Here is a 24,316-nt window from a genome sequence, read left to right on the forward strand (position 1 = left end):
GGAAGTAACGTCGTGAAAATACAAATGATTGCTGTTGGTACAAAAATGCCAGCATGGGTAGAAACAGGTTTTGCAGAATATCAGCGCCGCTTTCCCAAAGATATGGCACTGGAACTAATCGAAATACCTGCAGGTAAACGTGGCAAAAACGCAGATATAAAGCGTATTTTACACATCGAAGGTGAAAAAACCTTAGCCGTCATACCCAAAGGTAATCGTATTGTCACACTAGAAGTAACTGGTAAACCACTGGATACTCACCAGCTAGCAAAAAACATGGAAAAGTGGCAACTTGACGGCCGCGATGTCAGTTTACTGATTGGCGGTCCAGAAGGCTTAGCTCCCGAGTGTATTGCTGCCTCTGAGCAAAAGTGGTCGTTGTCTAATTTAACGCTCCCGCATCCTTTAGTACGCATTATTGTTGCTGAAAGCCTTTACAGGGGCTGGAGCTTAAATAACAACCACCCTTATCATCGCGAGTAGTTTCTTGCCATGCTAAAACGAAGACCCACAATTCGCGACCACTCAGCAGAAGCTAATTTATTTGCTCGGCGTGCATTTGTGGGTTTTATATTTATATTAGCCCTAGTAGCCATATTATTGTCTAACTTGTACACCATTCAAGTTGACGATCACCAAGATTATCAAACCCGCTCTAACGACAATCGTATTAAAGTAATTCCTATTGCACCTAATCGAGGTTTAATTTACGACCGAAACGGTGTTTTACTAGCTGAAAATAAGCCCGTTTATAACCTTGAAGTGATCCCCGAAGAAGTTGACGATTTAATAGCCTCTGTAAAATCCGTCAGTAAAATTATTGAAATCACCGAGCAACAACAAGCAGATTTCCTTGATGATATAAAGCATACTCGCCGCTTTAAAAGCCAAGTTCTTAAAGCTCGCTTGAACGAAAACGAAGTAGCGATGTTTTCAGTAAACCAACATAAATTCCCAGGGTTTAGTATTGAAGCGCGTCTAGCGAGATACTACCCTTTTGGCGACACCTTAACTCATGCCTTAGGCTATGTTGCAAAGCTCAATAGAAAAGAACTAAACAAACTTGAACAACAAGGTGAAGCCACCAATTACAGAGCGACTCATGATATTGGCAAGCTAGGTATCGAAAAGTATTACGAGCCGTTACTACATGGCCAAGTTGGCTCACAGCGAGTTGAGGTAAATAACCGTGGCCGTATCATTCGTACCTTAAGCATGGATCCACCACTGCCGGGGGATGATCTAGTACTTACTCTCGATATTGGTTTACAACAAATAGCCCAACATACACTTAAAGATATGCGCGGCGCTATTGTGGTCATGGATGCGAAAGATGGTGGCGTCTTAGCGCTTTATTCAAACCCTAGTTATGACCCAAATTTATTTGTTCACGGTATTAGCAGTAAAGACTACAAAGCCCTACTTAATCCTGATCGTCCACTGATCAATCGCACGACTCAAGGGCGCTATGCACCAGCTTCGACTATTAAACCACACATGGCTATTTTGGCATTAGAAGAAAATGTAGTGCAAGAAACCACCACCATGTGGGATCCCGGTTTTTTTCAAATACCAAACGTAGAGCATAGATGGCGCGATTGGCGACGCTGGGGCCATGGCCATGTTGATGTTTACAAAGCCATAGAAGAGTCATGCGATACTTATTTTTATGATGCAGCATACCGTATGGGGATCACTAAAATAAGTAACTTTATGGCGCGTTTTGGCTTTGGTGAACTCTCAGGTATTGATATACATGAAGAAGCAACCGCTATTTTACCCTCAAAAGAGTGGAAAGAAGATCGTTTTAAAGAGTCATGGTGGCGTGGCGATACTATTTCTGTTGGTATTGGCCAAGGTTATTGGACTGCCACCCCGATTCAAATAGCGAATGCGACAAATATTTTAGTTAACAGAGGGATAAATCATCCACCTCATTTAGTGCAAGTGGCTAAAAAAGAAGATCAAATTACTCAGCTCAATAATGAAGAAAAGCCACCTGTTGTTCTTAATAACGAGGATAACTGGCGAATTGCTATTGATGCTATGCATAACACGGTTAAAAAGACCACCGGTACAGCACACCGTGCGTTTAAAGGGGCTACCTACGACCCAGCAGGTAAAACCGGTACCGCCCAAGTAGTCAGTATTGCACAAGGCGAGCGCTACGACGCCGATGCACTTAAAGAGCGCCAGCGTGATAACGCCATTTACGTCGGTTTTGCCCCATACGATAACCCTCAAATCGTTGTCTCTATTGTGGTAGAAAATACCGGAGGCGGCAGCTCAGTAGGCGCCCCAATTGCGCGCCAATTAATGGATTACTATTTTGCTGCTAACCCCATTCAATCATCAGGGAGTAAAGTTCCATGACGGCTTTACATGATAAGCGTTCTATTTGGCTGCGCTTGCATATTGATTTGCCGCTTTTTATTGCTTTATTACTAATGATGGCAGGCAGCATCACGATTGTTTACAGTGCCTCTGGCCAAGATTCTGCAATGATGATGCGCCACGGTACCCGTATGGCTGGTGCTATTATTGGTATGTTTGTGTTAGCACAAATCCCCCCAGCAACTTTAAAACGCTTAGTCATCCCTATGTATTGCTTAGGACTACTCATGCTGGTTGGAGTATTCCTATTTGGTGTGAGCTCCAAAGGTGCGCAACGCTGGTTAGATTTAGGCATCACCCGCTTTCAACCCTCAGAGCTGATGAAATTAGCGGTTCCTATGATGGTGGCTTGGTATATTGGCCGTAATCATTTACCCCCTCGAGCGCTGCATTTAGTGATTGGTTTTGCCATTGTTATGCTACCTACCCTACTTATTAAAAAACAGCCTGATTTGGGCACCTCAATTTTGATTGCCAGTTCGGGTGTATTTGTGTTGTTTTTATCTGGCTTGAGTTGGCGTTTAATTGGCTTCTTAAGCTCTGTTGTTGCCTTAGCGGCATGGCCTTTTTGGCACTATGGTATGCACGATTATCAAAAACAGAGAGTGCTGACCTTTTTAGATCCAGAGAGCGATCCGCTTGGTTCTGGCTATCATATAATCCAATCAAAAATAGCGATTGGTTCAGGCGGTATAGAAGGCAAAGGCTGGTTGCAAGGCACACAATCACAACTAGAATTTTTACCTGAAAGACATACTGATTTTATTTTTTCAGTACTGAGTGAGGAGTTTGGCCTGTTCGGTGTGTGTGTTTTACTGAGCCTATACCTATTCATTATTGGTCGCGGACTTTATATTGCCGTTAATGCCCAAGATGCCTTTGGCAAGTTACTCGCGGGCTCACTCATTCTGACATTTTTCGTTTATATTTTTGTAAACATTGGCATGGTTTCGGGCTTGTTACCCGTTGTAGGTGTGCCATTACCATTGATTAGCTATGGTGGCACCTCAATGGTTACCTTAATGGCTGCATTTGGCATTATTATGTCGATTGCCACAGATAAAAGGATGCTCTTAAAATAATGCGCCTTTATAAACAACTTATAATCATTGTACTCTTTAGCCTTTTTTTGAGTGCGTGCAGCAGTTCAAATAGCCGTTATAGTATGCGTCATGATGCCGCACCACTGCGGGCACCGACCGAATTAGAAATGCAAGATGCTATTGTCACTCAAGTAATAAAAAGCGCAAGCACCACACGCCCTTACGAAGTATTAGGCAAACGTTATACCCCTATGCTCGATGAAACGGGTTATTCAGAAACGGGAATTGCTTCATGGTATGGCCGAAAGTTTCATGGTTATCATACCTCTAACGGCGAAGTTTACGATATGTTTGCTATGACGGCAGCCCATAAAACCTTACCATTACCGAGTTTTGTACGCGTAACAAATACAGCCAATGGCCAATCTGTTATAGTACGGGTTAATGATCGTGGGCCCTTTCATGATGATAGAATCATTGATCTTTCCTATGCTGCTGCCTATAAACTTGGTTATCATAAGTACGGTACAGCAAAGGTTAAGCTTGAAGCGATTACCCTCGCAGATACCCATGCACGAAAAACCTATGTTCAAGTAGCAGCCGGCAGTACCTTAGCCAACATAGAAGCATTGGCACACACACTACGAGAGCAGTATAAATTACCAACAAATATCGTCGAAAAAGACGCTATTTATAGATTGCACTTAGGGCCGATAAAAAATGCCCAACACGCGCAACAAGTATTAGAAACATTAAAACAAAATCAATTTCAGAACGCGTTCTTGCTTTACACTCAGTAAGCCCTTTAGAATAGGGAGAATGCATATTTTTAACTTTAACCATTAATGAGTATGATGAAATCTATTAAACATAAAATTCTTACTGGTGTTTGCGGCTTAGTCTGTTCTGCCGCCGTCTTTTCAGCCACCGCACAAATTATTCCAGCCCCTCCTCAAGTTAATGCTAAAGGTTACTTTTTGGTGGATTTCACCACAGGTAAAGTGATTGCAGAAGGTGAAGCCGATACAAAACTTGCCCCTGCTAGCTTAACTAAAATGATGACTAGTTACGTAATTGGTACAGAAATTAATGCAGGTAATATAGCACCTACCGATATGGTGACTATCAGCGAAAAAGCATGGGCAAAAAACTTTCCTGAATCATCAAAAATGTTTATTGAAGTAGGTAAGCAAGTTAGCGTAGATGATCTTAATCACGGCATTATTGTGCAATCGGGTAATGATGCCTGTGTTGCTATGGCTGAGCATATTGCTGGCAGCGAAAGTGCGTTTGCAGACTTAATGAACGCTCATGCCGAAAAAATAGGCATGACGAATACTCATTTTGTTAATAGCCACGGCCTTGATACGGATGCGCATTACACTACCCCACGCGACATGGCCACATTAGGCGCTGCCCTTATTAAAGATGTGCCAGATGAATACGCTCTTTATAAAGAAAAATCTTTTACCTTTAATGGCATAAAACAATATAACCGTAACTCGTTGTTATGGGATGAAAGTTTAGATGTTGATGGTATCAAAACAGGTCACACGTCTGATGCCGGTTACAGCTTAGTCACCTCGGCGACAAAAAACGACATGCGTTTAATTGCGGTTGTTATGGGTACTTCGAGTGAGCGCGCACGTAAAGTTGAGAGTAAAAAACTACTTAACTACGGCTTCCGCTTTTTTGAAACAATTACGCCTTACAAAGCGGGCGATAGTTTTGCAGAGCAACGCATTTGGATGGGTAATAAAGAGAATGTCTCTTTAGGTATTTTAGAAGACACCCCTATTACGATTCCTCGTGGCCAACATAAAAACCTGAAAGCAAACTTTGAGCTTGACGATACGCTTGAAGCACCTTTAGCTAAAGGCACTAAAGTGGGCACACTGTTTTTACAACTTGAAGGCGAAGATATTGCACAATATCCGCTAGTTACACTTGAAGAAATACAAGAAGGTAGCTTCTTTAGTAAAATATATGACTACTTACGCTTACAAATAATGTAAGCATCAGTAAAGTAATATGAACGCCTCCTTTGTGAGGCGTTTTTTTTGCTTGAAAAGTGCTAGAATGCGCCCCATATATACCAATCGTATTTAATGACTATCGTTGGCTTAGGTCAAAAATAACATCATTTCAAGATTGTCATTAGCCTGTCAGTTTAAAGCTTAACGTATAAGTTAAGCCAACACTTTTGTTTGAGGAGTTCCCGTCGTGGTTGAACCTGTTAAAAACACTAAATTTGATGAGTACTTAGAGTACCCTTGCCCGTTTACATTTAAAATAATGGGCCTTGCAAACGTAAACTTAACTGATCAAATTTTAGAAAAGTTACAACCTATCGCTCCGGGTGATTATGCACCAAAAGTAAAACCGAGCAGTAAAGGTAACTATGAGTCAGTCACTTTAGTGGCCACAGTAACCAGTGGAACTCATATCGAAGAAATTTATAACGTGATCAGCAACATCGATGACGTACGCCATATGCTTTAAGCCATAGCTGAGATTGATTGTGAACGAAAACACCTTAATCGTACGCCAACTTGGGCGCCAACGTTACAAGCCAATATGGCAAAAAATGCAAGATTTTACCGACACCCGCGATGAAAACAGCGCAGATGAAATTTGGCTGGTAGAACACGAAAGTGTATTTACTCAAGGTCAAGCCGGTAAAGATGAGCATTTATTATCGCCAGGTGACATTGAAGTGATTAAAGTTGACCGCGGTGGACAGGTAACTTACCACGGCCCAGGTCAGCAAATGATGTATGTATTATTTAATTTACGTCGTTTAAAAATTGGGGTGCGAGAGCTAGTTACTTGGCTTGAAGAGTGCATCATTGAATCCCTTGCAGAGTATGGTATTAACGCATACGCGAAAGCGGATGCCCCTGGTGTTTACGTTAACGACAGCAAAATTGCCTCTTTAGGTTTACGAGTTCGTCGTGGCTGCTCATTTCATGGCTTAGCATTAAATGTTAACATGGACCTAAGTCCATTTTTACGCATCAACCCATGCGGTTATGCGGGCATGAATATGGTGCAAACTAAAGAATTAAATGGCCCTCAAAACCTTGAAGCAGCAGGTCAGGGGCTGGTAAAACACATGATCAAAAAGCTTAATGCAACACAGGTTAAGCATACTGAAGGGTTTGAAAACGAATGAATAAACCAGTCAAAATGGAACCAGGTGTAAAACTACGCGACGCAGAAAAAATGGCGTTGATCCCCGTTAAAGTTTTACCAACAGAAAAAACCGAAATGCTTCGTAAGCCAGAGTGGCTTAAAATTCGCTTACCTAAGTCAACCGAGCGGATTGACGGCATAAAACAAGCAATGCGTAAGCATGGCTTACATTCAGTGTGTGAAGAGGCCTCGTGCCCTAACCTATCGGAGTGTTTTAACCACGGTACGGCGACCTTTATGATTTTAGGAGCTATTTGTACACGTCGTTGTCCATTTTGTGACGTTGCTCATGGTCGCCCATTAAAACCTGATGCCGCTGAGCCTGAAAAGCTGGCACTTACCATTAAAGACATGAAGTTAAGCTATGTGGTTATTACTTCTGTAGACCGTGATGATTTACGTGACGGTGGTGCTCAGCACTTTGCTGATTGTATCCGCGAAATTCGCAAACATAACCCAGAAATTACCATTGAGATTTTAGTGCCCGATTTTCGTGGCCGTATGGACAGAGCGTTAGAAATTTTAATTGAAACGCCGCCAGATGTATTTAATCATAACCTAGAAACGGCGCCACGTTTATACAAACTTGCGCGCCCAGGTGCTGACTATAAATGGTCTCTTGAATTATTACGTCGCTTTAAAGAAGCCCATCCTGAGGTTAAAACAAAATCAGGCTTAATGGTTGGACTTGGTGAAGAAATTAGCGAAATCGAGGAAGTACTTCGCGATTTACGTGCTCATAACGTCGATATGCTTACTGTAGGACAATACCTACAACCGTCTAAGCATCACTTACCCGTTAAGCGTTACGTGCCACCAGCTGAATTTGACGCATTAAAAGAATATGCTGATGAAATTGGCTTTACACACGCCGCTTCAGGCCCGTTTGTACGTTCAAGCTATCACGCTGATCAGCAAGCTGCAGGTAAAGAAGTAAAGTAACCTCTCGCAATATAAAAAACCGCCATTAGGCGGTTTTTTGTTTTTTTAGCGGTTATTTTTACTGTTTATAAAATAACGTTAGGTTAAAGCAAGGTTACTTGAGATAATTATGCTTGAACCCATTATTTAGGTTATATATGAAATTATTAGTTCGTAACTTATCACGTGCCACTACTGAGCATGAACTTCGTACGTTATTTACGGCTCACGGTAAAGTGACCACCTGTAACTTGGTACTCGATAAAGAAACAGGCCAATCTAAAGGCTTTGCCTTTGTAGAAATGCCTAATGACATTGAAGTTAAAGGCGCAATTAAAGCGCTTAATCAAACCACAGTAGACAAAAGCAAAATCCGTGTAAAACTAGCGGATGCTTAATAAGTAAAAAATTGAGATGTTGGAAGTTAACACATACTTTCAATGTTTAACCTCAATTTATATTGCTCAAAGTTTTAGTTATAACGCTTTGAGCAATATAATTAATTGGGTTTATACCTGAGTCAAAATCTCCTTTAAGACCTGCTGCTTACTTACTATATCCTTGTATAAGGCAAATTGGTTTTTTGCGCGATCTAAGTTGTGTCTCTTATGCTTAACGCTAAAGTAATTATCACCATCTATATAATCAGTTAAAAAGCGTAAGCCAATCATAAAGGGCATTACTTTAGCACCTAACCAAAAGCTTTGTTTCTCGGCGGGCGTTAATACCCCCTTTAGTGGCTCAACATAGCCTTTAACAATCGCTGCAAAAATATCTTCACGAACACCTACCTTTTCAAGCGCCGTTGAATCTTCTTGCTCTGCAGAGCAGAATGTTCTAACCATATCGCCAAAATCATTAAGCCAATAACCAGGCATACAGGTGTCTAAATCTATCACCGCTTTTGCATTACTAGAGTCTAAGCAAAATAGCATGTTGTTTATTTTTGTATCGTTATGGCACACACGAATAGGCAATTTTCCTTCGATGGCATTAAGCTCATCAATAAGTGAAAGCTGCGACAGGCAAAAATCAACTTCATCCTGACAATTAGCCAAACGTTTATGAGGATCGGTGCTAACAACTTGCTTGAATACTTCTGCACGCATGGCCAAGTTATGAAAATTGGGAATAACCGCATGTAATTTGTTAGCATCAAAGTCTTGTAGCGCTTGCGCAAATTGACCAAATGCATTAGCTGCTGTTTGCGCCTGGCTAGCAGTATTAACCACATCTTCACTGTAACTGCCCCCAATAAACTCAAGAGCTCGCCAAGTATCATCATTATTGTTAACTAAATAGTTATTTTGAGTCGTCGCTACATGGCGAACTATTGTTAGGTTGAATTCACCTACTTGTTGTTTTTTACTTAAGTGTTGCTCTATTAATCTTGCATTATCAACAAGTAAATGTGGTTTTGGAAACACCACCGTATTGAGCTTTTGAACAACCAGTGACCGCTTCGAAGTACTTAATAACATGGTAGTATTTATGTGCCCACTGCCAATAGGTTTTATGCTCGCATGCTTCTCGTCAAGGCCAAAACTCTCAGATAAATAAATTTCTATAGGAACTGTATTCATTTTCTACTTCACTCTTTTCGCCCAAGGCGATAATAATTTAATAGCTACGCTTGACGTAATGCGCACAAAGTAGCCGCAATGCTTGTCAGTTCTGATTTATAGGTAACACCAAACCAAGGCTCTTTTGCAGTGTATACAAATACAGGCTGTGCTTTTACATTAATAGCTTTCTGGATTTGATCAGGTAAGTAGTATTCTTGCTGAGTATTCACGTTATATTGCTGTAAAAACGTTTCAAAGCCTTGTTGCAAATAGTCAAAAAAGCAGGGAGTGATCCCCCAAAAACTCATCGAGCCTAGGGAGTTGGGGCTAATTTTCTCACGTAAACCCTGTGGGTTATCGCCAAAAGTATGCTCAGACTGTTGTTGAATATTCAAATACTCGGTTACGGCAACAAGCTTTCCATCCGCAATATTACATACCCCACGATTAACACCACCGTGCTCAGAAAGAGTATCAATAATCGGATACCCTACCATTGCCCATTCAGCGCTTCTTTTAAAGTGCTCACTCAGTAATACAAACGAAGATTTGCCATAATAGTCATCGGCAGTGATCACAATAGCGGGGTTATTAATGTGGGCTTTGGCACACAACAGAGCATGACCTGTGCCCCAGGGTTTTTTCCGTTGGGCAAGTGTTGCTTTAAACTGTTCGGGAACCTGCTCAATGTGTTGCTCCACCAGTACCACATCAAGATCACTAGGCAAGCGTGGCAAAATAGTACGCTCTATTTCACTGCGTACCGCTTGGTTTATTATCAGCACCACCTGCGTCACGCCTGCAGCATGCGCATCAATAATACTCAGCTCCATAATAGTGCAATTTAGCCCTGGAATCTCTGCAATTTGTTTATTGCCACCAAAGCGACTACCTAAGCCACCTGCAAGCACAATTAAACTCAGTTTATGTTTTTTCATTTAGAGTCTGCGCATTTAAGAGGGTAATTTACCAAGCCAAGTTTGTAACCAAGGCTCGGTGACAGGCCAAGGCTCAAAGTCTTCACAGGCATCAATTTCTAGTCGGTTACCCACAGGTTTAGCTTGTAAGTCACGTAATAGTTCATCAAAGCTACGCCCTGCTGCGCAAAACGTATCACCGTAGCTTCTGTCACCCATGGCTACAATGCCAAATGTTTTATTGGTTAACATTGGAAACGTACTGTTAAGCTGATTATAAAGCTCTGCCAAGTTAGCGGGTATATCGCCTTGTCCTGTTGTTGAAGTAACTATTAAAATATGCGTCGCATTTTTTAGATCTTCTAAACTTGGCTCTGCAAATACGCTTACCTGATGGCCAGTTTGCTCTATAGTATCGCTTATTTGCTCACTTAAACGTTCAGCACCACCGTACACGCTGCCTACAAAAATACTAATATGTGCCATTAATAATCCTTTTCTTCACTTGGCCACCCTAACTGTTTGCAAATACTCAACATTGCATCACCTAGTGGCGCTTTAATTATTATCGATTCGTTACTATAAGGATGTACAAAGCTAAGCTCTGTAGCAAATAACATTAATCGCCTAAGAGAAAAGTGTTCTCTAAAAAACTGATTGTGCTGGTTATCACCATGGTTAACGTCGCCAATTATTGGTAACGACAAATGTTTTAAATGGCGACGAATTTGATGTTTACGCCCTGTTTTAGGAAAACACTCTACCAAAGAATACCTAACCGTTGGGTATTTTCCTATGGGAATAGGCAACGCAGCTTGGTGCAAACAGTTAAACTGAGTTTGTGCTTCTTGAGCATCTTTATCCTGATCGGCAAATTTATCAGCGATTTTGTCTAGTTCTTCTTTTAACGGTTTATCTAAAAAAATAGATTCAGGCGCAAATCCGCGTACTAAAGCTAAATAACGCTTTGAGATCGTACCCTCAATAAACAACTGATTCATATCACGCGCGGCTTCTGAGCTTAGAGCAAACAGCAACACACCCGATGTCGGCCTATCAAGACGGTGCACAGGAAACACATGCTGACCGAGTTGATCGCGTAGCATTTGCATTGCAAATTGAGTTTCATGTTTATCTAAAAAGGAGCGATGAACGAGCAAGCCCGATGGTTTATCAATCGCTACATAGTTTTCATCTTGATAGAGGATATTTAGTTCACCGTATTCAACTGGCGCTGGACGTTCGGTCATCAGACTCTCCTAGCAATGAATCTATTTGCGTCAACAAAGAAATAATCTCTTCGCTTCCGGATTTATCAATGAGTGTCATTTGCGCCATAGGAGCAATTGCAAAATTACGTGGCAACGTTTGTTTCATTGTAATAATCTGCTGAATTTTTTCTATAAATACAAACTGTAACCACTGTTCAAATGTAAGCGTATCATGGCAAAAAGGCACGCTTGAATGCAACAATGCAGGATCAATCGGTTCATTTTGCCAAAGCTGATGCTTTTTAAGTAGCGCCGTTAATTGTGTTAAATAGAGTTGGGTTTGCTCAGTCATAATCACCCTTTACTTTGTATATTGCACAATTATACCCTGTTCCCTCAACAGTCGCTATGGCGTATAATTAGCGTAATTTTGTAGTAAAAACAGTTGGAAATTCATGAGTGAACATATAGCCACATTAGGCCAGCTTTTAGACGGTGCAGGAACTCAATGGCGTGCTTTTGACATTGGCAGGCATATCACCAAGCTTGATAAACAACAATTTTTAGCTGTTGAACAAGCGCAAGTTCCTTACCCTTACCCATTAGCAGGCCATGCATGGCTAGCGATTCAATTTTGGGACAGTAAAGCTAGCAAAGAACCCTATGTGTGGTTTTTAAAATTCCCTCTTGATGAACAAAGTAAACTCGTTAGTGCCAGCCGCGACCACTTTGCAGACATGGTAATTCAAGCACTAGGAACAGAAATAACCGGCGAGCAAGCCGATGGCAAACTCGATAATAACCCGTACGTATTTACTCCTAATGCTAATAAATTAGCGGCGTTTAATGCACAAGTTAAAGTGTTATTAAAACAACCAGCCTCACAGTATTATGAGCATGCCCAGCTTTATTTTAGTGGCCAGATTGGTTTTGATAATTGGCAAAGTATGGCACTACAAGGCATTGCTGATTTTGCTTATCGCCTCAACAGTGCTGATAACTTAAAACACTTACACGCTGCGTGGCCTAATTTACCTGTTGAAGTATTACAACCATTAAGCGCAATGCTTGAACACATCGAAATACCACCCACGTTAAGTGAGTTAATGTTAAGTTATGGACAAACCGCTCTTAACAATAATGATGTGGTTACGGCTTCTGCCGCGCTTCGCGCCATATCATCAGGGCAAGCAACTGGGCTTAGCGCACAACTGGTTGACTGCGCTTTAGAATCTACGCTTGGGCAAGACTCAGACATTTTATTAACTATTGCAGGTCGCTGCTTTAAACAATTAGAAGAGCCACAGCGTTTGCATGTATTTATGGATAACTGTGCGCACCATGAGAAAATAGCTGAGTTATTTCCCAGCATTTTTGCAGATTTAGTTGCAATTCCAACTATTCGCCCACATTTATTAGCATTACTACGTAAAGAAAACAGAAGCGAGACGTTAGCTCGCGCAATTGGAAGGTTATTCTCTTAAATGGCTAGTTTATGGACGTTCATACTTATTGGGGCTGTAATTTATTTTTTTGGCTAAATCGTAAAATAGCCGAAGCTGCGAACGTCCATGCCAAACGCCAAAGTGAGCAATTGCAGGTACAACTAATGAGTGTGGCTTGTAGCAAGCGTCGGTTTGGCATTTTAAAAAGTGGTAAACCGGGCATGAAAAGCGAATTTATTTTTGAATTTTCAAGCGATGGTGAAAATGCTTATCAGGGAGTGTTAATCATGGAAGATGAAAAGCTAAAAAGTGTGGTTGTGCCACCACATAAGATATAATTTTTGTAATACAAAAAACCAAGGCGTAACCTCAGTTACGCCCTAATTGCCAACATCCTGTAAGGTATCCTTTACCTGATCCTTGTTTATCATCCACTGAACGAGCAAACTACCCTGTTAGCCCTCCATTGCATCCTGCAATATCCTCTTGCCGTCTTGGCCGTCCTGCGTAAACTAACGCTCCTGCAATATCCTATCGCATCATCCTTGGTATCCTTTAAATAGCTCCTAGCTATTTTAGTACTTCATGTACTTCCTGTTTCATCCTTGCATCCGTGTTAACTTGTCCTTTGCGCTTCCTGCTAGTCACTACTATGCTGCCTAATTCCATATCCATGGCATTAGCTCAGTCATTGAGCTATGTCGTCTTGACAAAGTAAAGTTTAAACCAAACGGCTGGGTATAATAGTGAGGAAAACTAAAAAATTTAATGTCACAAAATTGAAAAAACAAAAATAGCTATAAATAACAGAAGCTTGATGATTATAAACGGATAAATAATGGATTTAAACTGACAAAGAGCACACTAATGTAGGATATATCTCACACTGGTGTGCCCGATTTGGAACATAGGCTTACAGATACGCCATTATGAACAACTACCTTTATTGAGCATTAGCAACTTTAAATAGTAATTCACCCTTAACTTGGTTAAATGAAAGTTGTTTAAAGTGCTCAAATCCTTGCGATTTAAAAAATTTCGTATGCTCGTCACGAGTCACAAATACCGCTATACCAGAAGACTCAGGATTATCGTGTATTAAGCCATCTAAACCTTTAAGTAAAGTGCGACCAAACCCTTGCCCGTGAAAGTGTGGATCAACCGCAATAAACGCTAAAAAGTAATAATTCCCTTGCGGCTTTAAGGCGTCACGAATGGTTTTTTCTTTTTCAATTAATTGATTCGTTTGTAAATAACCTGCACTTAGCATCAGCTTTAATCGCCAATGCCAATAACGCTCAGCTTGTAATTGGCTATTTGACTCAAACACACAGGCAACCGCTTTTAATTTATCATTACGGTAAAGGCCAATTAAAGGCTGCTTCTCTTGCCAAAAGCTACTGAGCTCTTCACGAATAAGTGCACGTAGCTTTTTTTCATAATCGAGCGGGTTATCTTCGTTATACCCTAGCAGAGTTTGTAAAATAGGATCGTTTTGGTATGCCTGATATATCAGGCTGGCTGCTGTGCTTATATCCTCTGGTGCAATATGCTGAACACTAAAGGCGTCTGTCGATTCTGCTGTGGCTGTCATTTTATTTCCTTTGTTATTTTACACCCCCATCGTTACGCCAAGTAACGCATAAGGGATTAATTTTGAACTACAACGATGACCAAATGCTTATATAACTATATACCTAAGTGAGACAAATAAGCGAATTTACATTTTAGTTAGTACGCTCATCCATTGCATTGAGTCAGATCATGCTTTAGCGACTTACTATTGAGTAAATAAAGCATAGATTCAGTAAGGGTTAAACTGGCTAGATATACCATTTCCCCCTAGAGTTAATACATATTAATTCATTTAGGAGCATTATTATGGATACAACAAAACATACTATTAATACCTTGTTCGCCCAACTAGGACTGCCGGATTCGGATGCGCAAATAGATGCATTTATTGCCTCGCACTCCATTGCCGATACAACCTTGTTGCAAGATGCTCCCTTTTGGGATGAAGCCCAACAACATTTTATTGCCGAATCGCTAGCGGTTGATGGCGATTGGAGTGAAGTAATTGATGAACTAGACGTACGTCTTCGTCAAAAATAATTAGGGCCTGTTGATCTTTGCGGATTAAAATTTGTTCAAACTAGGGGCGGTTTTATCGCGGCGCGAGGTTTGTAACCTAGTGGGCTAAGTAAAAACCGAGCAACAAAGAGTAAATCGCCCCTAGGCAGAACCCTTCGGGCAGCGCCTGTTTGGCATTGATGTTGCGTTATCGCCTATTTATCGGGAATAACCACACCACATAGGCTCTGCCTTGCCTAAATACCAAACAGACTGCTGCAAATTTAACCTTGAAAGGTCAACAGGCCCTAATTTAATGCGCATTTTAATGTGCCTTAGCCACTTTATTGATACCATACCCGCTCGCAGCGTCAATGTTGCGAGCTTACTTTATAAAAGAGTTATAATTGAATGAATGCTGCTGTATTTGAAGCTATTAAAGTCCTTCTTGATGAAGGCAAAGTTCCCACTGTTGCACTAACTAAAAGTCGTTTAACAACACCGACCCCAATGCCGGTTATTATTGCTGCGGTGAGTCAATATAAGAATAATCCTGATTCAATTTATAATTTAATGAAACCCCCAAAGCAAAGTGCCAGTAATGAAGATCAAAACAACTCTCAATTAGATAGAATTGAGCAAAAGTTAGATCAATTACTTACACTGCTCGCGCCAAAATAATTTGAGACTATAAATGTTTGTTGTTGATTTAACATTTGACTGCTACCAAGACACCACCTTGGAGCAAGCCGAGCAAGCAATAAATCGCTTGGTAAATGCATTACGCTTTAATGGCCAAATCATTGGAGAAGAATTTCCAACGGTGTTAAAAGATGGCTATTTTATCACTCGCGTTATGTGTCCGACCGAGGACGCTATGCACCCTCTTAACAACAGCGCATTTGTAAAGCACAGTGTTGAAAAGCTCCATGATGCAGGCTTGTTAGCACCAAAGGTGAAAATAATAGGTCAAGACATTCACTCAAACGGTGCCGATGGTTGTAAAGAGCCCTCAAGCTATATTTTATATACTACGTATGTGCACACCTGCAGCCCGCTGTATTGTGGCGATGACTTTTTACCCGTTCCGCTATTCAATATTCCAGCAATTGCCAATGGCGATTATAAAACCCTGATTAAATGGCAAGAAGACTGGCAAGCGTGTGATCAAATTCAAATTAATGGCGCAACTCGCTGTGAATTTCCTGCATTAGAGGAAATAGCCAGCACACAAAGTGATTTGTATCGCCGAGGTAAAGATATAAGCAAACGCATCAGCTTTTTAACTAAAAAGCCTGTTTACTATTACTTATATCGTGTAGGTGGGGTCGATAAAGCCTCGGAGCTTAAGCGTAAATGCCCAAGTTGCCAAGGTGAATGGAAATTACCTGAGCCGTGGTTTGGTTTATTTGATTTTAGGTGTGAGCCGTGTGGTTTAGTGTCTAATATTTCATGGGATTTTCAATAAATCCCATACTTAAGGTGCTATGTCTAAAACATCACACCTTAAAATTACCTTATAATTATACTGCCAACGACGCTATAAATTCACTGAGGTTTTTGGCGAGTACATGATGTGGCTTTTTACCTACATACTCTAGGCACACCTCACCTGTTTCCACTAATACCGTAACAAGTAAATCATCTTGATCAGTTAAACCAATAAAAACACTTGGCGCTTGCTTTAGCTTTCGCTTCATTAAAACATGACCCGTGATATTTTGTTGCAGTAAGTCAAAATCATCCTCATTCCACGCTTGTAATAGTTCCACTTGATGACCATCAACGCTGGCTAAAATACTGCCAGCAAACATATGCCCATAAAACTGGTTAAGTTCATCAGGAAATTCAAGCTCTAATGCGTTAGCGAGATCTGCCAAAGAACCTGCAGGCTCTCTCACTATCGCTTGCCATTGAATCATACCGTGCTCATCGGCTGTGCCTATTTCACAAGGACTTGGCCATTGCTCATCGTGGGCGATGAGTGGCTGCTTTTGTGTATTTTTGATAGTTTTTTCACTAAAGCGTTGGTGAAGTTGGGCTAATTGCATTGCAACAGACATACTGTGAAACTCATTTAATTTAGATATAATGTCCCCATTGTAACTATTTAAGAGCAAACATGACAGATTACAGCAATTCTCCCGATCTTAAAGGCAGCGTACTTGGTCAATCTACTGAGTATGTAGATCAATACACGCCCAGCTTGCTTTTTCCTATTGCTCGCAAGCTTAATCGCGACGCGTTGAGTATTGATGAAGCCGCATTACCATTCAAAGGCCAAGATATTTGGACCGGTTACGAACTATCTTGGTTAAATACCAAAGGCAAACCACAAGTTGCGGTGGCTATATTTACTTTCGAATGCCAAAGTAGTCACATTATAGAGTCAAAGTCGTTTAAGCTTTATCTGAACAGCTTTAACCAAAGTCGCTTTGGAAGTATTGACATTGTTAAGCAACATTTAATTGACGACTTATCAAATGCGGTAAACAGCCCGGTAAAGGTAACCTTATACAGCGCTGATGATTATAATTGTATTCCTTGCACACCGCTTCCAGGTGAGTGTATTGATGAGTTAGATATTGAAATAGATAACTACCATATTGATGCACATTCTCTAAAATCACAAAGCGATAAAGTGGTTAGCGAAACCTTGCATAGTCACCTGCTTAAATCGAACTGTTTAATTACTTCACAGCCGGATTGGGCCAGCATTATTATTCGTTATACTGGTGAGCAAGTGTGTCGTGAGTCATTATTACGCTATTTAATTTCGTTCAGGACCCATAATGAGTTCCATGAGCAATGTGTGGAGCGTATTTATAGCGACTTAACCACTCAATTGAATATTAAAGAGCTTGACGTTTATGCGCGCTATACGCGTCGTGGCGGCCTTGATATTAATCCATATCGCTCAACGCATCATAACGATACCCCTTTTGCGGTAAAAATAAACCGTCAATAAGCTAAACAAAAAAGGAGCCTCAGGCTCCTTTTTTAATCGTTAAGTTGCTTAGTTGGCACAGGCATTCCACACACATCAATGTAATTATGGCTATACGCAAACCATTCCTCGCTACGGCTACCTCGTGCTGAGATTAACTGTTTAAATGCATCTGAGTCTGTTTTCATTACTTGAAATCGGCTGTTATCGCTGCTAACGTCGGCTAATACTTGTAAGTCTGTAATAGGGTTAAACTCGCTACCACTTTTAGGTGTGCGCGCTAACTGGTGAAAATGCGCCATACCTGTCAGTACTCGCCCAAATACGGTAATATTTTTATCTAAATAACGCGGACCTTGCCCTATGGTGACGAAAAACTCTGAGCTGGCACTATTTATATTGTTGTCGCGTGCCATAGCAAATACACCATGGCAATGAATTTGCCATGTTTGATCACGCGTTTCATTTTGAGCTACCGCAAAACCATTTAAAAACCCGGTTATTGGTGCATAACCATCTCCACCCATTTCAGTGATCATAAGCGGCTCGTTGGTGGTTAAATAAAACTCGGCAGGTACTGTGCTATTTTTGGTTTTAGTTAACTTTTTACCCGTGCTATCACCACCTTGAGCAACAAACCCTTCCACAAAACGATAAATATGAGTGCCCTGATAAAAGCCCTGTCGTGCCAATTTTTTAATATTAGCACTGTGTTTTGGCGCAAGCGCTGGATTGAGCTCAATATACGCAGCACCGGTAGGTAGGGTTAGTTTTAAAATATTCTCAGGATCAACCCATCGCCATTGCTCATCTGTTGTAGCAGCAATAATCTCACTACTGGTTAGGCTTTTAACTGGCGTTGATGGCAAAGTGCTTTGCTGGACACATCCGCCGAGCAAAGCCGACGCTATAATAGTGATTACGAATTTTTTCATACCTTTTCCTTTTTATTATTGGTATTGGTATTGGTAAATAAAGGTTAATCCCAATTGAATTTATACAATATGTCGACATTTTGATACAGGCCACTGGTTATTTCTATATATAACTTCGACATTAGCTGATAACGCACCGCCACTTCGCTGAGCGACTCAAATACCCCCACGCTATATTTAACCTGCAAACTAGGGGCGAGATAACCTGATATTTCAACCTTTGTTTGCTCGCCACTACCTTTAGAGCTTAAGCTCACATCTGACAAGCCAAACGATTCACCGACTTTAGACACTAAGCTTTCGCTTCGGCTCACTCCTTGAGAAAGTAGTAATTGAGTTAACATTGCATCCGTTGAACTGTCGCCCTCCCCTAATGGTTGACCATTAAGCAAATACGCTAGGGCTTGTGCTTGGTCCATGCCCGGCTCTGAAAATACTTTTAAATTTGGTTGCTCAACACTGCCAGTTAAAGTAACACCGGCAATCACACCGTCGGCAGTATTATTTGGGTTGCGAATAGCTTTAATATTTAAATGAGGCTTATCTATTGCGCCACTAAAACCAATTTTCCCGGTTCTAATTATTAAGTCTTGACCAAATGCCAAGTAAGTCCCTTCAATTAAGTTAAGCTCACCAATGGCAATAATGGGTGAATCTTGGCTCATTTTTATATCCATATCACCCACTACTTTAGACTCAAGTCCAAATGAGGCTACTCTGACATCATTTTTAACTGTTACTTTTAAATCAATATCGTAGTTAAATGGCGCTTTTTTAGTATTTTGCGTAGTTTGATCTAAAATTATTTCATCATCACTAACCTGTACAGCCCCCTCTGGCAGCTCTTCAATTTCTATTCGACCATAAGGCACCACAACATCACCTACCAGCTTAAGTGCATTGTCAGCTAAACTTATTTTTAACTCAGGCGACACTTTAAACACAACGCCTTGTTGCGCTCTTACAAAAAACTCACTGCCGACTACATTCATATTTACAGCTGGTTGTTCACCTTGCCAATCAACATTCCCCGTTAATTTTACCTGTCCGCCTTGAGGGTCATTTAAATCTCCCTCAATGGTGGCGGTGGACTTATTAAACGCCACATTAATGTTCGAGTTTTTAAGGGCAACAGGCAGTTGTTCACCTTCTAGGTTGATATTCTCTATGTTTAAATTTCCCTCTAACAAAGGGTCTTTAAGTGTGCCTGCTAATGCAACTTGCCCACGAATGGCGCCATTAAGCTGCTCGAACGTATTTAAAAATGGCTGTATATCAGACAATAAAATTTTATCAATTTGAATATTACCGTTAAGCGTTTGCTTATTTTGAATATCATCAATATCAACTTTAGTCGTTACTTTACCCAAAACACTCGATTCTATGTTAGCTTCTATTTGACCAACCTTAGCATCAGAAAAAGCGCTTATGTTTAGCGTTTCTATAGGTAGCTTAAATCGATCTTCTTCGTTAATAAGTACCGCGTTAAGCCCTGATGAATTTAAATTAGCGCGTAGAGTTTTAAGTGTGCCTGCTTGCCAATTAGCAGCAAAGTCTCCCGCTATATCACCACGTGTTATTACATTCTCTGGTAACCAATGTTTTAGCTCTCGCAATGCAAGATTGGCCAGTTTTACGTTAAGCTGACCTAATTTGCGGGTTTGATTTAATCTATCAATACATAACTTACTATTACTCGATTGCCAACAATGCGCACTCACATCAAAGTCGCCCGTTTTCGAATCTATAGTTACAGCTATATCTTTAGCATTTTCAAAGCTAAGCGTTTTATCACTTACGCTAATATTACTGAGTTCACCTTGCCAAATCGCGTTAGCGAGTTTGCCATTTAGTTCAAACGAGGCTGCCCCAGCATCAGCATCAATAGATGCACTCAGTTGATGATCGGTTTTATCACCACTGCCGACTATTTCCACTTTATTAATTTGATGATGCATAACACGCGCTGAATCAAGACTAACGCTGATATCTGTTTGCCAATCGGTAGCGGTGTCTAACTGTGCTTTTAACGCCAACTTATTAATATTAATTTCGTCATAAATAAACTGCTCTAGCTTTAACACTAAATCAACTGCAGGCGTCAACCGCTCGCCTCTTATACTTAAATCGGCTTTACCATTAGCAATAAACGGAAGCTTTGCATCATCATTACTTTGCAGCGCAATAGCCCCATTAATCTGCCATTGCTGATCAACTTCGCCTGTTAAGGTTAACCTGTTTGTGCCGCTGCTAAGGTTAAATTTATTTACAGTGGCTTTAAGTTCATCATTTAAGTTAAATTGAGCAGCAAAATTAAGCGGTACATCATTTAGTAACCCGCTTAATTGGGTGTCATCCATACTTAATTTCCAGCTATTTGAACTGGTAACAAATGCCCCATTAAACTGCCCTGAAATATCACTGGTAAGTGTGTCAGTGAGGTATTGCGCTTTTAAACTCGATAGCGCGCCGCTAAAGTTAGCACTAACCCCATTTTGCCATTCGATATTCGCTTGGATAGTAGCCTGACTATCATTCGCCTTAAGGGCTAATTTTTTTAAGTTTGCTTCGCTCAGTGAGCCATTAATTTGACTGTTAAAATTCACACTTGGATACGCACCTAACTGACTATTCCCAAATAACGATAATTGGTAATCGTTGGCATTGCCTTGCGCGGTTAACTTTACGCCGGTTATCTTTAACTCTTTACTTGCTGTGTCGATAATCCACTGCTCTGCACCGCCATTGATACTAAATGGATAATTTGGTTGTTTGAGATTAGCCGTAGCAGCAAGTTGAAAAGGAAATGATTCACTGCTTTTTATATCTACATTGAGCTTTTCTAAGTCTCCGCCTATTTGCATGTTGGCATCATAACCATGCCCTTTTAGACTAATATCGCCATTAATTGGTAAGCGGCCTTTAAGCTTTGCGTTTAGTGCTGTATTAAGCTGCCACTGCTGATAATTTGCAGACAATGAGGCAACGTTAATCTCAGAACCTATTAGCTTCATTTGTAGCGCAATATTATTTATTATATTTTGCTGTTCGCCCTGCTTTACCGTGAACTGCACAATATTAAACTGTTCTAGATAAATATTGAGTGGCGACATAAATGCGATATTAGGGAGTGCTGGTAACTCAGTAATTGGGGACGAACTGGCTGTATTTGCCCCAGACTGCTCTTTTAACGCGATTAAAACACTCGGAATATTCACGCTTTTAATTTGAATATCAGCACCTTGTGCTTTTGCAGCAAGCTCCAGATTATTAACATCTACGTTTGCACTTGGATGATTTAACACAAACTCAGTGACCGCTAAACGCTTAAGTGCAATATTAAATGGCAAACTGATTTGTTCCAGCGGTTCGCTAGGTGTATCAGGGGAATTAGATGGGGATGCTGGTAAATTTAGTTTTATAGACCGAGCACTTAAGTTATCAATACACACACCATCGCAGTGCCACCAAAATAAATCTAGTTTAAGCTGCTCGGCATTAAGTAATAAACCGTCACGCTCAAAACGCAAATTAAACGGATCATTATATAAAAAACGCCCATTTTTTATTTCAATTTTTAAGCCGTCAACTAACTTATTAGCGCTATAAGCAATTAGCTGATTACCTGGAGCTGTAAAAACAACACAAAACAATGTCACTAATACAGTAACAATTAAGGTACTAAGTGCTGCCGTGACTTTTTTAAATACAGACATTAAATTTCAGGCCCTATGGTAATACTTAAACGAGTGCTTTTACTTTCTTTAGTGAGCCCCCATGCATGATCTATTCTTATTGGTCCTATAGGCGTTAAATAACGAAAACCAAACCCTGCACCAACTTCAAATTGCTCAGAAAAATCATTGGTTGCAGTCCCTCCATCCACGAACAACGCTGCTCGCCAGTTTTTGGCAAATTGGTAATTATATTCAGCCGTCGTCACAATTAAATATTTACCACCGATGCGATCGCCATTGTCATTTTCTGGTGAGATTGATTGATAAGCAAAGCCACGCACACTTTGATCGCCACCAGCATAAAATCTTAATGAATATGGAACATTGTTAATGTCGTCAACTAACATGGCACCTAAGTTTGCTTTTAAAAACACAAGGTGCTTATTAAGGTAAGTGCGCAACCATGCATGCTGTAATTGAACCCTAACAATATTGGTACTAGAGAGCACACTATCAAGCCCAAACTCTGCCGATATAGACCATTGCTCGCCCGAATAAGGGGTGGTGCCACCCTTCGATTGTTTTCGGGCATAACTGATACCTGGTAATAACATTTCTGTGGTGCGCTCTACCCCGTCGCCAATCCGATAGGTTTCTTGCTCGCGTCTGATAAACGCAGTTCTAATCCATTTTTGCTCGGTGAGCCATTGCCTTTGCAACTGCGCGGTTAAAATTTCACTGTAAATATCGTCGGCTAATTCATCCTCAAGTTTATAACCTGCTGATAAGCGCCATAAATCATCATTAGGATCATTAACCGGAATGGTATACGCCATAGAAATATCTTGTTGTTTTTTTGCAACATTAAGATTACTTTCTAGGTAGTGTCCCTGCTCCGTGATCCATGGTTTACTCCACTTAAACCGTACCTTTGGACCGAGCTCGGTATTAAACCCGCCACCAATTTCATAGCTATTAGCGGGCTTATGTAATGCGTCGACTTTTATAGGTACTTGGCTATTTTTTCTAGCTGAAATATCAGCGTAAACACGCACGCTAGTAAAATAAGGAGTACTCGATAAATCTAGGTTATAGTCAGCAATCTTAGATGCTTTATAGTGCTCACTTATTTTAAATGGGGCTAAAGAGCGAATGTATTTTTCTGCGGGGCTTTGATTGGTAATTAACACATCGCCAAAGCGATAACGTAAACCACTTTCAATGGTAAAGGTAATAACGGCGCTATGTTTTTTTAATGACACTTCAAATTTTCGTGCTGGCCATTTAGCATCAAAGTAGCCATGTTCTAACAGAACTGATTCAATTCTTTTATAGGCTGCGCTATATACTCCATGATTTAAAATATCGCCTTGCTTTAACCCTATGCTTTCAATTACTTGCAGAATTGATGGGTCGTGTTTAGCTTCCCCGTTAACGCTAATATTAAGCGCCTCTATACGAGTTGCAGAGCCGCGCTCAATAGTGGCAACAAGCTCTCGCTCATCTTTATTAAATTCAATAGTCACATTTGGACTGTAATACCCTAATGCCTTTAAGCTATCCTTAACTTGCGTTTTAGCGTAACGACGCAGTGAGCGTGTTGATTTTTCACCCACTAAGGGTTTTAAATAAAGAGCAACGTTGTTTTCTAACTCTCCACTAATTCCTTTTATTTCATAATCTTCAATTGTATTGTCAGCTGCAATAGCGAAAAAGCTCACAAATAAGCAAAAACAAATAACGGATTTTAAAAACTGATTGAACAAGTAATCATCCTTACTATGTACCCATAAAAAACAACACACTAACGACAGAATAATAGCATAGCGATAATGAGCCTAACATTAACTTAATCATTATCAGTGTCTAAAATATTAACTGGCTCTATACGAACCCTTTAAATCGCTTTGAGGTTAACTAAAAATTCTTGCGCTTTAATGATTTATTTTGGTTACAATAGCACTAATGAGTAAACACTAATTTTATGAGTTTT

24 protein-coding genes and 1 pseudogene are annotated in these 24,316 nt (G+C 40.5%); 15 read left to right on the top strand and 10 right to left on the bottom strand.

The genetic code is table 11. The features are described 5' to 3' along the window. The first annotated feature begins 12 nt into the window (after nucleotides 1-12). The 9 genes from rlmH to AC0L7Q_RS10400 all read left to right on the top strand — a co-directional run bounded on the left by rlmH (nucleotide 13) and on the right by AC0L7Q_RS10400 (nucleotide 7,951). Nucleotides 13-483 carry a 23S rRNA (pseudouridine(1915)-N(3))-methyltransferase RlmH gene (gene rlmH, locus AC0L7Q_RS10360; protein WP_413402580.1) on the top strand — a complete coding sequence of 157 codons (471 nt, stop codon included), beginning with the start codon at nucleotides 13-15 and terminating at the stop codon, nucleotides 481-483. 9 nt (nucleotides 484-492) lie between these two features. Continuing rightward, nucleotides 493-2,373 (top strand): penicillin-binding protein 2, encoded by a 1,881-nt coding sequence (mrdA, locus tag AC0L7Q_RS10365; RefSeq protein ID WP_413402582.1) that lies wholly within the window; start codon nucleotides 493-495, stop codon nucleotides 2,371-2,373. Beyond that, the gene (gene rodA / locus AC0L7Q_RS10370; RefSeq protein WP_418157300.1) at nucleotides 2,370-3,476 is read left to right on the top strand and encodes a rod shape-determining protein RodA; all 1,107 of its coding nucleotides are present in this window, start codon (nucleotides 2,370-2,372) and stop codon (nucleotides 3,474-3,476) included. The genes mrdA and rodA overlap by 4 nt, the downstream gene beginning before the upstream one ends. After that, nucleotides 3,476-4,237: a septal ring lytic transglycosylase RlpA family protein gene (locus AC0L7Q_RS10375; RefSeq protein ID WP_413402586.1), complete on the top strand. Its 762-nt coding sequence runs from the start codon at nucleotides 3,476-3,478 to the stop codon at nucleotides 4,235-4,237. Before rodA ends, AC0L7Q_RS10375 begins: the two co-directional genes overlap by 1 nt. Nucleotides 4,238-4,291: 54 nt before the next feature. Then, on the top strand, nucleotides 4,292-5,452 hold the full coding sequence (locus AC0L7Q_RS10380) for a serine hydrolase (protein WP_076919273.1): 1,161 nt from the start codon (nucleotides 4,292-4,294) through the stop codon (nucleotides 5,450-5,452). Nucleotides 5,453-5,660: 208 nt separating this feature from the next. Beyond that, a complete protein-coding gene (gene ybeD / locus AC0L7Q_RS10385; protein ID WP_076919259.1) occupies nucleotides 5,661-5,939 on the top strand; it encodes a DUF493 family protein YbeD in 279 nt (92 codons plus the stop codon). Between the two features lie 19 nt (nucleotides 5,940-5,958). Next, complete coding sequence (gene lipB / locus AC0L7Q_RS10390) at nucleotides 5,959-6,612, top strand: lipoyl(octanoyl) transferase LipB (RefSeq protein ID WP_076919258.1); 654 nt, start codon at nucleotides 5,959-5,961, stop codon at nucleotides 6,610-6,612. Continuing rightward, a complete protein-coding gene (lipA, locus tag AC0L7Q_RS10395) occupies nucleotides 6,609-7,574 on the top strand; it encodes a lipoyl synthase (RefSeq protein WP_008109434.1) in 966 nt (321 codons plus the stop codon). Before lipB ends, lipA begins: the two co-directional genes overlap by 4 nt. A gap of 137 nt (nucleotides 7,575-7,711) precedes the next feature. Then, entirely contained in the window at nucleotides 7,712-7,951 is a 240-nt protein-coding gene (locus AC0L7Q_RS10400; protein WP_008109433.1) for an RNA recognition motif domain-containing protein, read from the top strand. Between the two features lie 111 nt (nucleotides 7,952-8,062). Here AC0L7Q_RS10400 and AC0L7Q_RS10405 read toward each other — a convergent pair whose 3' ends face one another. Genes AC0L7Q_RS10405 through AC0L7Q_RS10425 form a run of 5 tightly spaced genes read right to left on the bottom strand, consistent with a single transcriptional unit; the run spans nucleotide 8,063 to nucleotide 11,598 of the window. Then, complete coding sequence (locus AC0L7Q_RS10405; RefSeq protein ID WP_409423475.1) at nucleotides 8,063-9,136, bottom strand: phosphotransferase enzyme family protein; 1,074 nt, start codon at nucleotides 9,134-9,136, stop codon at nucleotides 8,063-8,065. A gap of 44 nt (nucleotides 9,137-9,180) precedes the next feature. Then, nucleotides 9,181-10,056, bottom strand: coding sequence for a nucleotidyltransferase family protein (locus AC0L7Q_RS10410; RefSeq protein WP_409423476.1), 876 nt, complete (start codon nucleotides 10,054-10,056; stop codon nucleotides 9,181-9,183). A gap of 15 nt (nucleotides 10,057-10,071) precedes the next feature. After that, nucleotides 10,072-10,521, bottom strand: a complete 450-nt coding sequence (locus AC0L7Q_RS10415) for a flavodoxin (RefSeq protein ID WP_413402590.1) — start codon at nucleotides 10,519-10,521, stop codon at nucleotides 10,072-10,074. Beyond that, nucleotides 10,521-11,285 carry a tRNA pseudouridine(65) synthase TruC gene (gene truC / locus AC0L7Q_RS10420; protein WP_138570071.1) on the bottom strand — a complete coding sequence of 255 codons (765 nt, stop codon included), beginning with the start codon at nucleotides 11,283-11,285 and terminating at the stop codon, nucleotides 10,521-10,523. Before truC ends, AC0L7Q_RS10415 begins: the two co-directional genes overlap by 1 nt. Beyond that, a complete protein-coding gene (locus AC0L7Q_RS10425; RefSeq protein WP_413402592.1) occupies nucleotides 11,260-11,598 on the bottom strand; it encodes a YqcC family protein in 339 nt (112 codons plus the stop codon). The genes truC and AC0L7Q_RS10425 overlap by 26 nt, the downstream gene beginning before the upstream one ends. Nucleotides 11,599-11,701: 103 nt before the next feature. Between AC0L7Q_RS10425 and AC0L7Q_RS10430 the strand changes: the two genes are divergently transcribed. Together AC0L7Q_RS10430 and AC0L7Q_RS10435 are read left to right on the top strand one after the other, a co-directional pair. Further along, nucleotides 11,702-12,730 carry a DUF3549 family protein gene (locus tag AC0L7Q_RS10430; protein ID WP_413402594.1) on the top strand — a complete coding sequence of 343 codons (1,029 nt, stop codon included), beginning with the start codon at nucleotides 11,702-11,704 and terminating at the stop codon, nucleotides 12,728-12,730. Then, a pseudogene (locus AC0L7Q_RS10435) lies at nucleotides 12,731-13,029 on the top strand (DUF3301 domain-containing protein). Nucleotides 13,030-13,634: 605 nt separating this feature from the next. On the opposite strand, the gene AC0L7Q_RS10440 reads toward AC0L7Q_RS10435, so the two are convergent. Continuing rightward, nucleotides 13,635-14,285 (bottom strand): GNAT family N-acetyltransferase, encoded by a 651-nt coding sequence (locus AC0L7Q_RS10440; RefSeq protein ID WP_008109415.1) that lies wholly within the window; start codon nucleotides 14,283-14,285, stop codon nucleotides 13,635-13,637. Between the two features lie 287 nt (nucleotides 14,286-14,572). Between AC0L7Q_RS10440 and AC0L7Q_RS10445 the strand changes: the two genes are divergently transcribed. From AC0L7Q_RS10445 to AC0L7Q_RS10455, 3 genes are all read left to right on the top strand, one after another. Continuing rightward, complete coding sequence (locus AC0L7Q_RS10445; protein ID WP_010388246.1) at nucleotides 14,573-14,806, top strand: DUF2789 domain-containing protein; 234 nt, start codon at nucleotides 14,573-14,575, stop codon at nucleotides 14,804-14,806. A 369-nt stretch (nucleotides 14,807-15,175) separates the two neighbouring features. Continuing rightward, nucleotides 15,176-15,445 carry a hypothetical protein gene (locus AC0L7Q_RS10450; protein ID WP_055012790.1) on the top strand — a complete coding sequence of 90 codons (270 nt, stop codon included), beginning with the start codon at nucleotides 15,176-15,178 and terminating at the stop codon, nucleotides 15,443-15,445. 13 nt (nucleotides 15,446-15,458) lie between these two features. Then, nucleotides 15,459-16,232, top strand: coding sequence for a Zn-ribbon-containing protein (locus tag AC0L7Q_RS10455; RefSeq protein ID WP_138570073.1), 774 nt, complete (start codon nucleotides 15,459-15,461; stop codon nucleotides 16,230-16,232). 55 nt (nucleotides 16,233-16,287) lie between these two features. Here the strand turns inward: AC0L7Q_RS10455 and syd are convergent, their stop codons facing one another. Beyond that, the gene (gene syd, locus AC0L7Q_RS10460) at nucleotides 16,288-16,827 is read right to left on the bottom strand and encodes a SecY-interacting protein (protein ID WP_413402597.1); all 540 of its coding nucleotides are present in this window, start codon (nucleotides 16,825-16,827) and stop codon (nucleotides 16,288-16,290) included. A gap of 59 nt (nucleotides 16,828-16,886) precedes the next feature. On the opposite strand from syd, the gene queF reads away from it, so the two are divergent. After that, nucleotides 16,887-17,732, top strand: a complete 846-nt coding sequence (gene queF / locus AC0L7Q_RS10465; RefSeq protein WP_413402599.1) for an NADPH-dependent 7-cyano-7-deazaguanine reductase QueF — start codon at nucleotides 16,887-16,889, stop codon at nucleotides 17,730-17,732. A gap of 32 nt (nucleotides 17,733-17,764) precedes the next feature. On the opposite strand, the gene AC0L7Q_RS10470 is transcribed toward queF, so the two are convergent. The 3 genes from AC0L7Q_RS10470 to AC0L7Q_RS10480 are packed head-to-tail and all read right to left on the bottom strand — an operon-like array spanning nucleotide 17,765 to nucleotide 24,089. Beyond that, on the bottom strand, nucleotides 17,765-18,646 hold the full coding sequence (locus tag AC0L7Q_RS10470) for a peptidylprolyl isomerase (RefSeq protein ID WP_409423487.1): 882 nt from the start codon (nucleotides 18,644-18,646) through the stop codon (nucleotides 17,765-17,767). Nucleotides 18,647-18,690: 44 nt separating this feature from the next. Beyond that, nucleotides 18,691-22,362: an autotransporter assembly complex protein TamB gene (tamB, locus tag AC0L7Q_RS10475; RefSeq protein ID WP_413402601.1), complete on the bottom strand. Its 3,672-nt coding sequence runs from the start codon at nucleotides 22,360-22,362 to the stop codon at nucleotides 18,691-18,693. Continuing rightward, the gene (locus AC0L7Q_RS10480; RefSeq protein WP_409423489.1) at nucleotides 22,362-24,089 is read right to left on the bottom strand and encodes an autotransporter assembly complex protein TamA; all 1,728 of its coding nucleotides are present in this window, start codon (nucleotides 24,087-24,089) and stop codon (nucleotides 22,362-22,364) included. The genes tamB and AC0L7Q_RS10480 overlap by 1 nt, the downstream gene beginning before the upstream one ends. Between the last annotated feature and the right edge of the window lie 227 nt (nucleotides 24,090-24,316).

The sequence above is a fragment of the Pseudoalteromonas sp. KJ63-1 genome, from assembly GCF_055808145.1.

Excerpts from the sequence above, each read along its gene's own strand:
- mrdA (WP_413402582.1), top strand. The coding sequence starts at position 493 with ATGCTAAAACGAAGACCCACAATTCGCGACCACTCAGCAGAAGCTAAT.
- rodA (WP_418157300.1), top strand. The coding sequence starts at position 2,370 with ATGACGGCTTTACATGATAAGCGTTCTATTTGGCTGCGCTTGCATATT.
- AC0L7Q_RS10375 (WP_413402586.1), top strand. The coding sequence starts at position 3,476 with ATGCGCCTTTATAAACAACTTATAATCATTGTACTCTTTAGCCTTTTT.
- AC0L7Q_RS10380 (WP_076919273.1), top strand. The coding sequence starts at position 4,292 with ATGAAATCTATTAAACATAAAATTCTTACTGGTGTTTGCGGCTTAGTC.
- lipA (WP_008109434.1), top strand. The coding sequence starts at position 6,609 with ATGAATAAACCAGTCAAAATGGAACCAGGTGTAAAACTACGCGACGCA.
- AC0L7Q_RS10400 (WP_008109433.1), top strand. The coding sequence starts at position 7,712 with ATGAAATTATTAGTTCGTAACTTATCACGTGCCACTACTGAGCATGAA.
- AC0L7Q_RS10405 (WP_409423475.1), bottom strand. The coding sequence starts at position 9,136 with ATGAATACAGTTCCTATAGAAATTTATTTATCTGAGAGTTTTGGCCTT.
- AC0L7Q_RS10410 (WP_409423476.1), bottom strand. The coding sequence starts at position 10,056 with ATGAAAAAACATAAACTGAGTTTAATTGTGCTTGCAGGTGGCTTAGGT.
- AC0L7Q_RS10415 (WP_413402590.1), bottom strand. The coding sequence starts at position 10,521 with ATGGCACATATTAGTATTTTTGTAGGCAGCGTGTACGGTGGTGCTGAA.
- truC (WP_138570071.1), bottom strand. The coding sequence starts at position 11,285 with ATGACCGAACGTCCAGCGCCAGTTGAATACGGTGAACTAAATATCCTC.
- AC0L7Q_RS10425 (WP_413402592.1), bottom strand. The coding sequence starts at position 11,598 with ATGACTGAGCAAACCCAACTCTATTTAACACAATTAACGGCGCTACTT.
- AC0L7Q_RS10430 (WP_413402594.1), top strand. The coding sequence starts at position 11,702 with ATGAGTGAACATATAGCCACATTAGGCCAGCTTTTAGACGGTGCAGGA.
- AC0L7Q_RS10440 (WP_008109415.1), bottom strand. The coding sequence starts at position 14,285 with ATGACAGCCACAGCAGAATCGACAGACGCCTTTAGTGTTCAGCATATT.
- AC0L7Q_RS10445 (WP_010388246.1), top strand. The coding sequence starts at position 14,573 with ATGGATACAACAAAACATACTATTAATACCTTGTTCGCCCAACTAGGA.
- AC0L7Q_RS10450 (WP_055012790.1), top strand. The coding sequence starts at position 15,176 with ATGAATGCTGCTGTATTTGAAGCTATTAAAGTCCTTCTTGATGAAGGC.
- AC0L7Q_RS10455 (WP_138570073.1), top strand. The coding sequence starts at position 15,459 with ATGTTTGTTGTTGATTTAACATTTGACTGCTACCAAGACACCACCTTG.
- syd (WP_413402597.1), bottom strand. The coding sequence starts at position 16,827 with ATGTCTGTTGCAATGCAATTAGCCCAACTTCACCAACGCTTTAGTGAA.
- queF (WP_413402599.1), top strand. The coding sequence starts at position 16,887 with ATGACAGATTACAGCAATTCTCCCGATCTTAAAGGCAGCGTACTTGGT.
- AC0L7Q_RS10470 (WP_409423487.1), bottom strand. The coding sequence starts at position 18,646 with ATGAAAAAATTCGTAATCACTATTATAGCGTCGGCTTTGCTCGGCGGA.
- tamB (WP_413402601.1), bottom strand. The coding sequence starts at position 22,362 with ATGTCTGTATTTAAAAAAGTCACGGCAGCACTTAGTACCTTAATTGTT.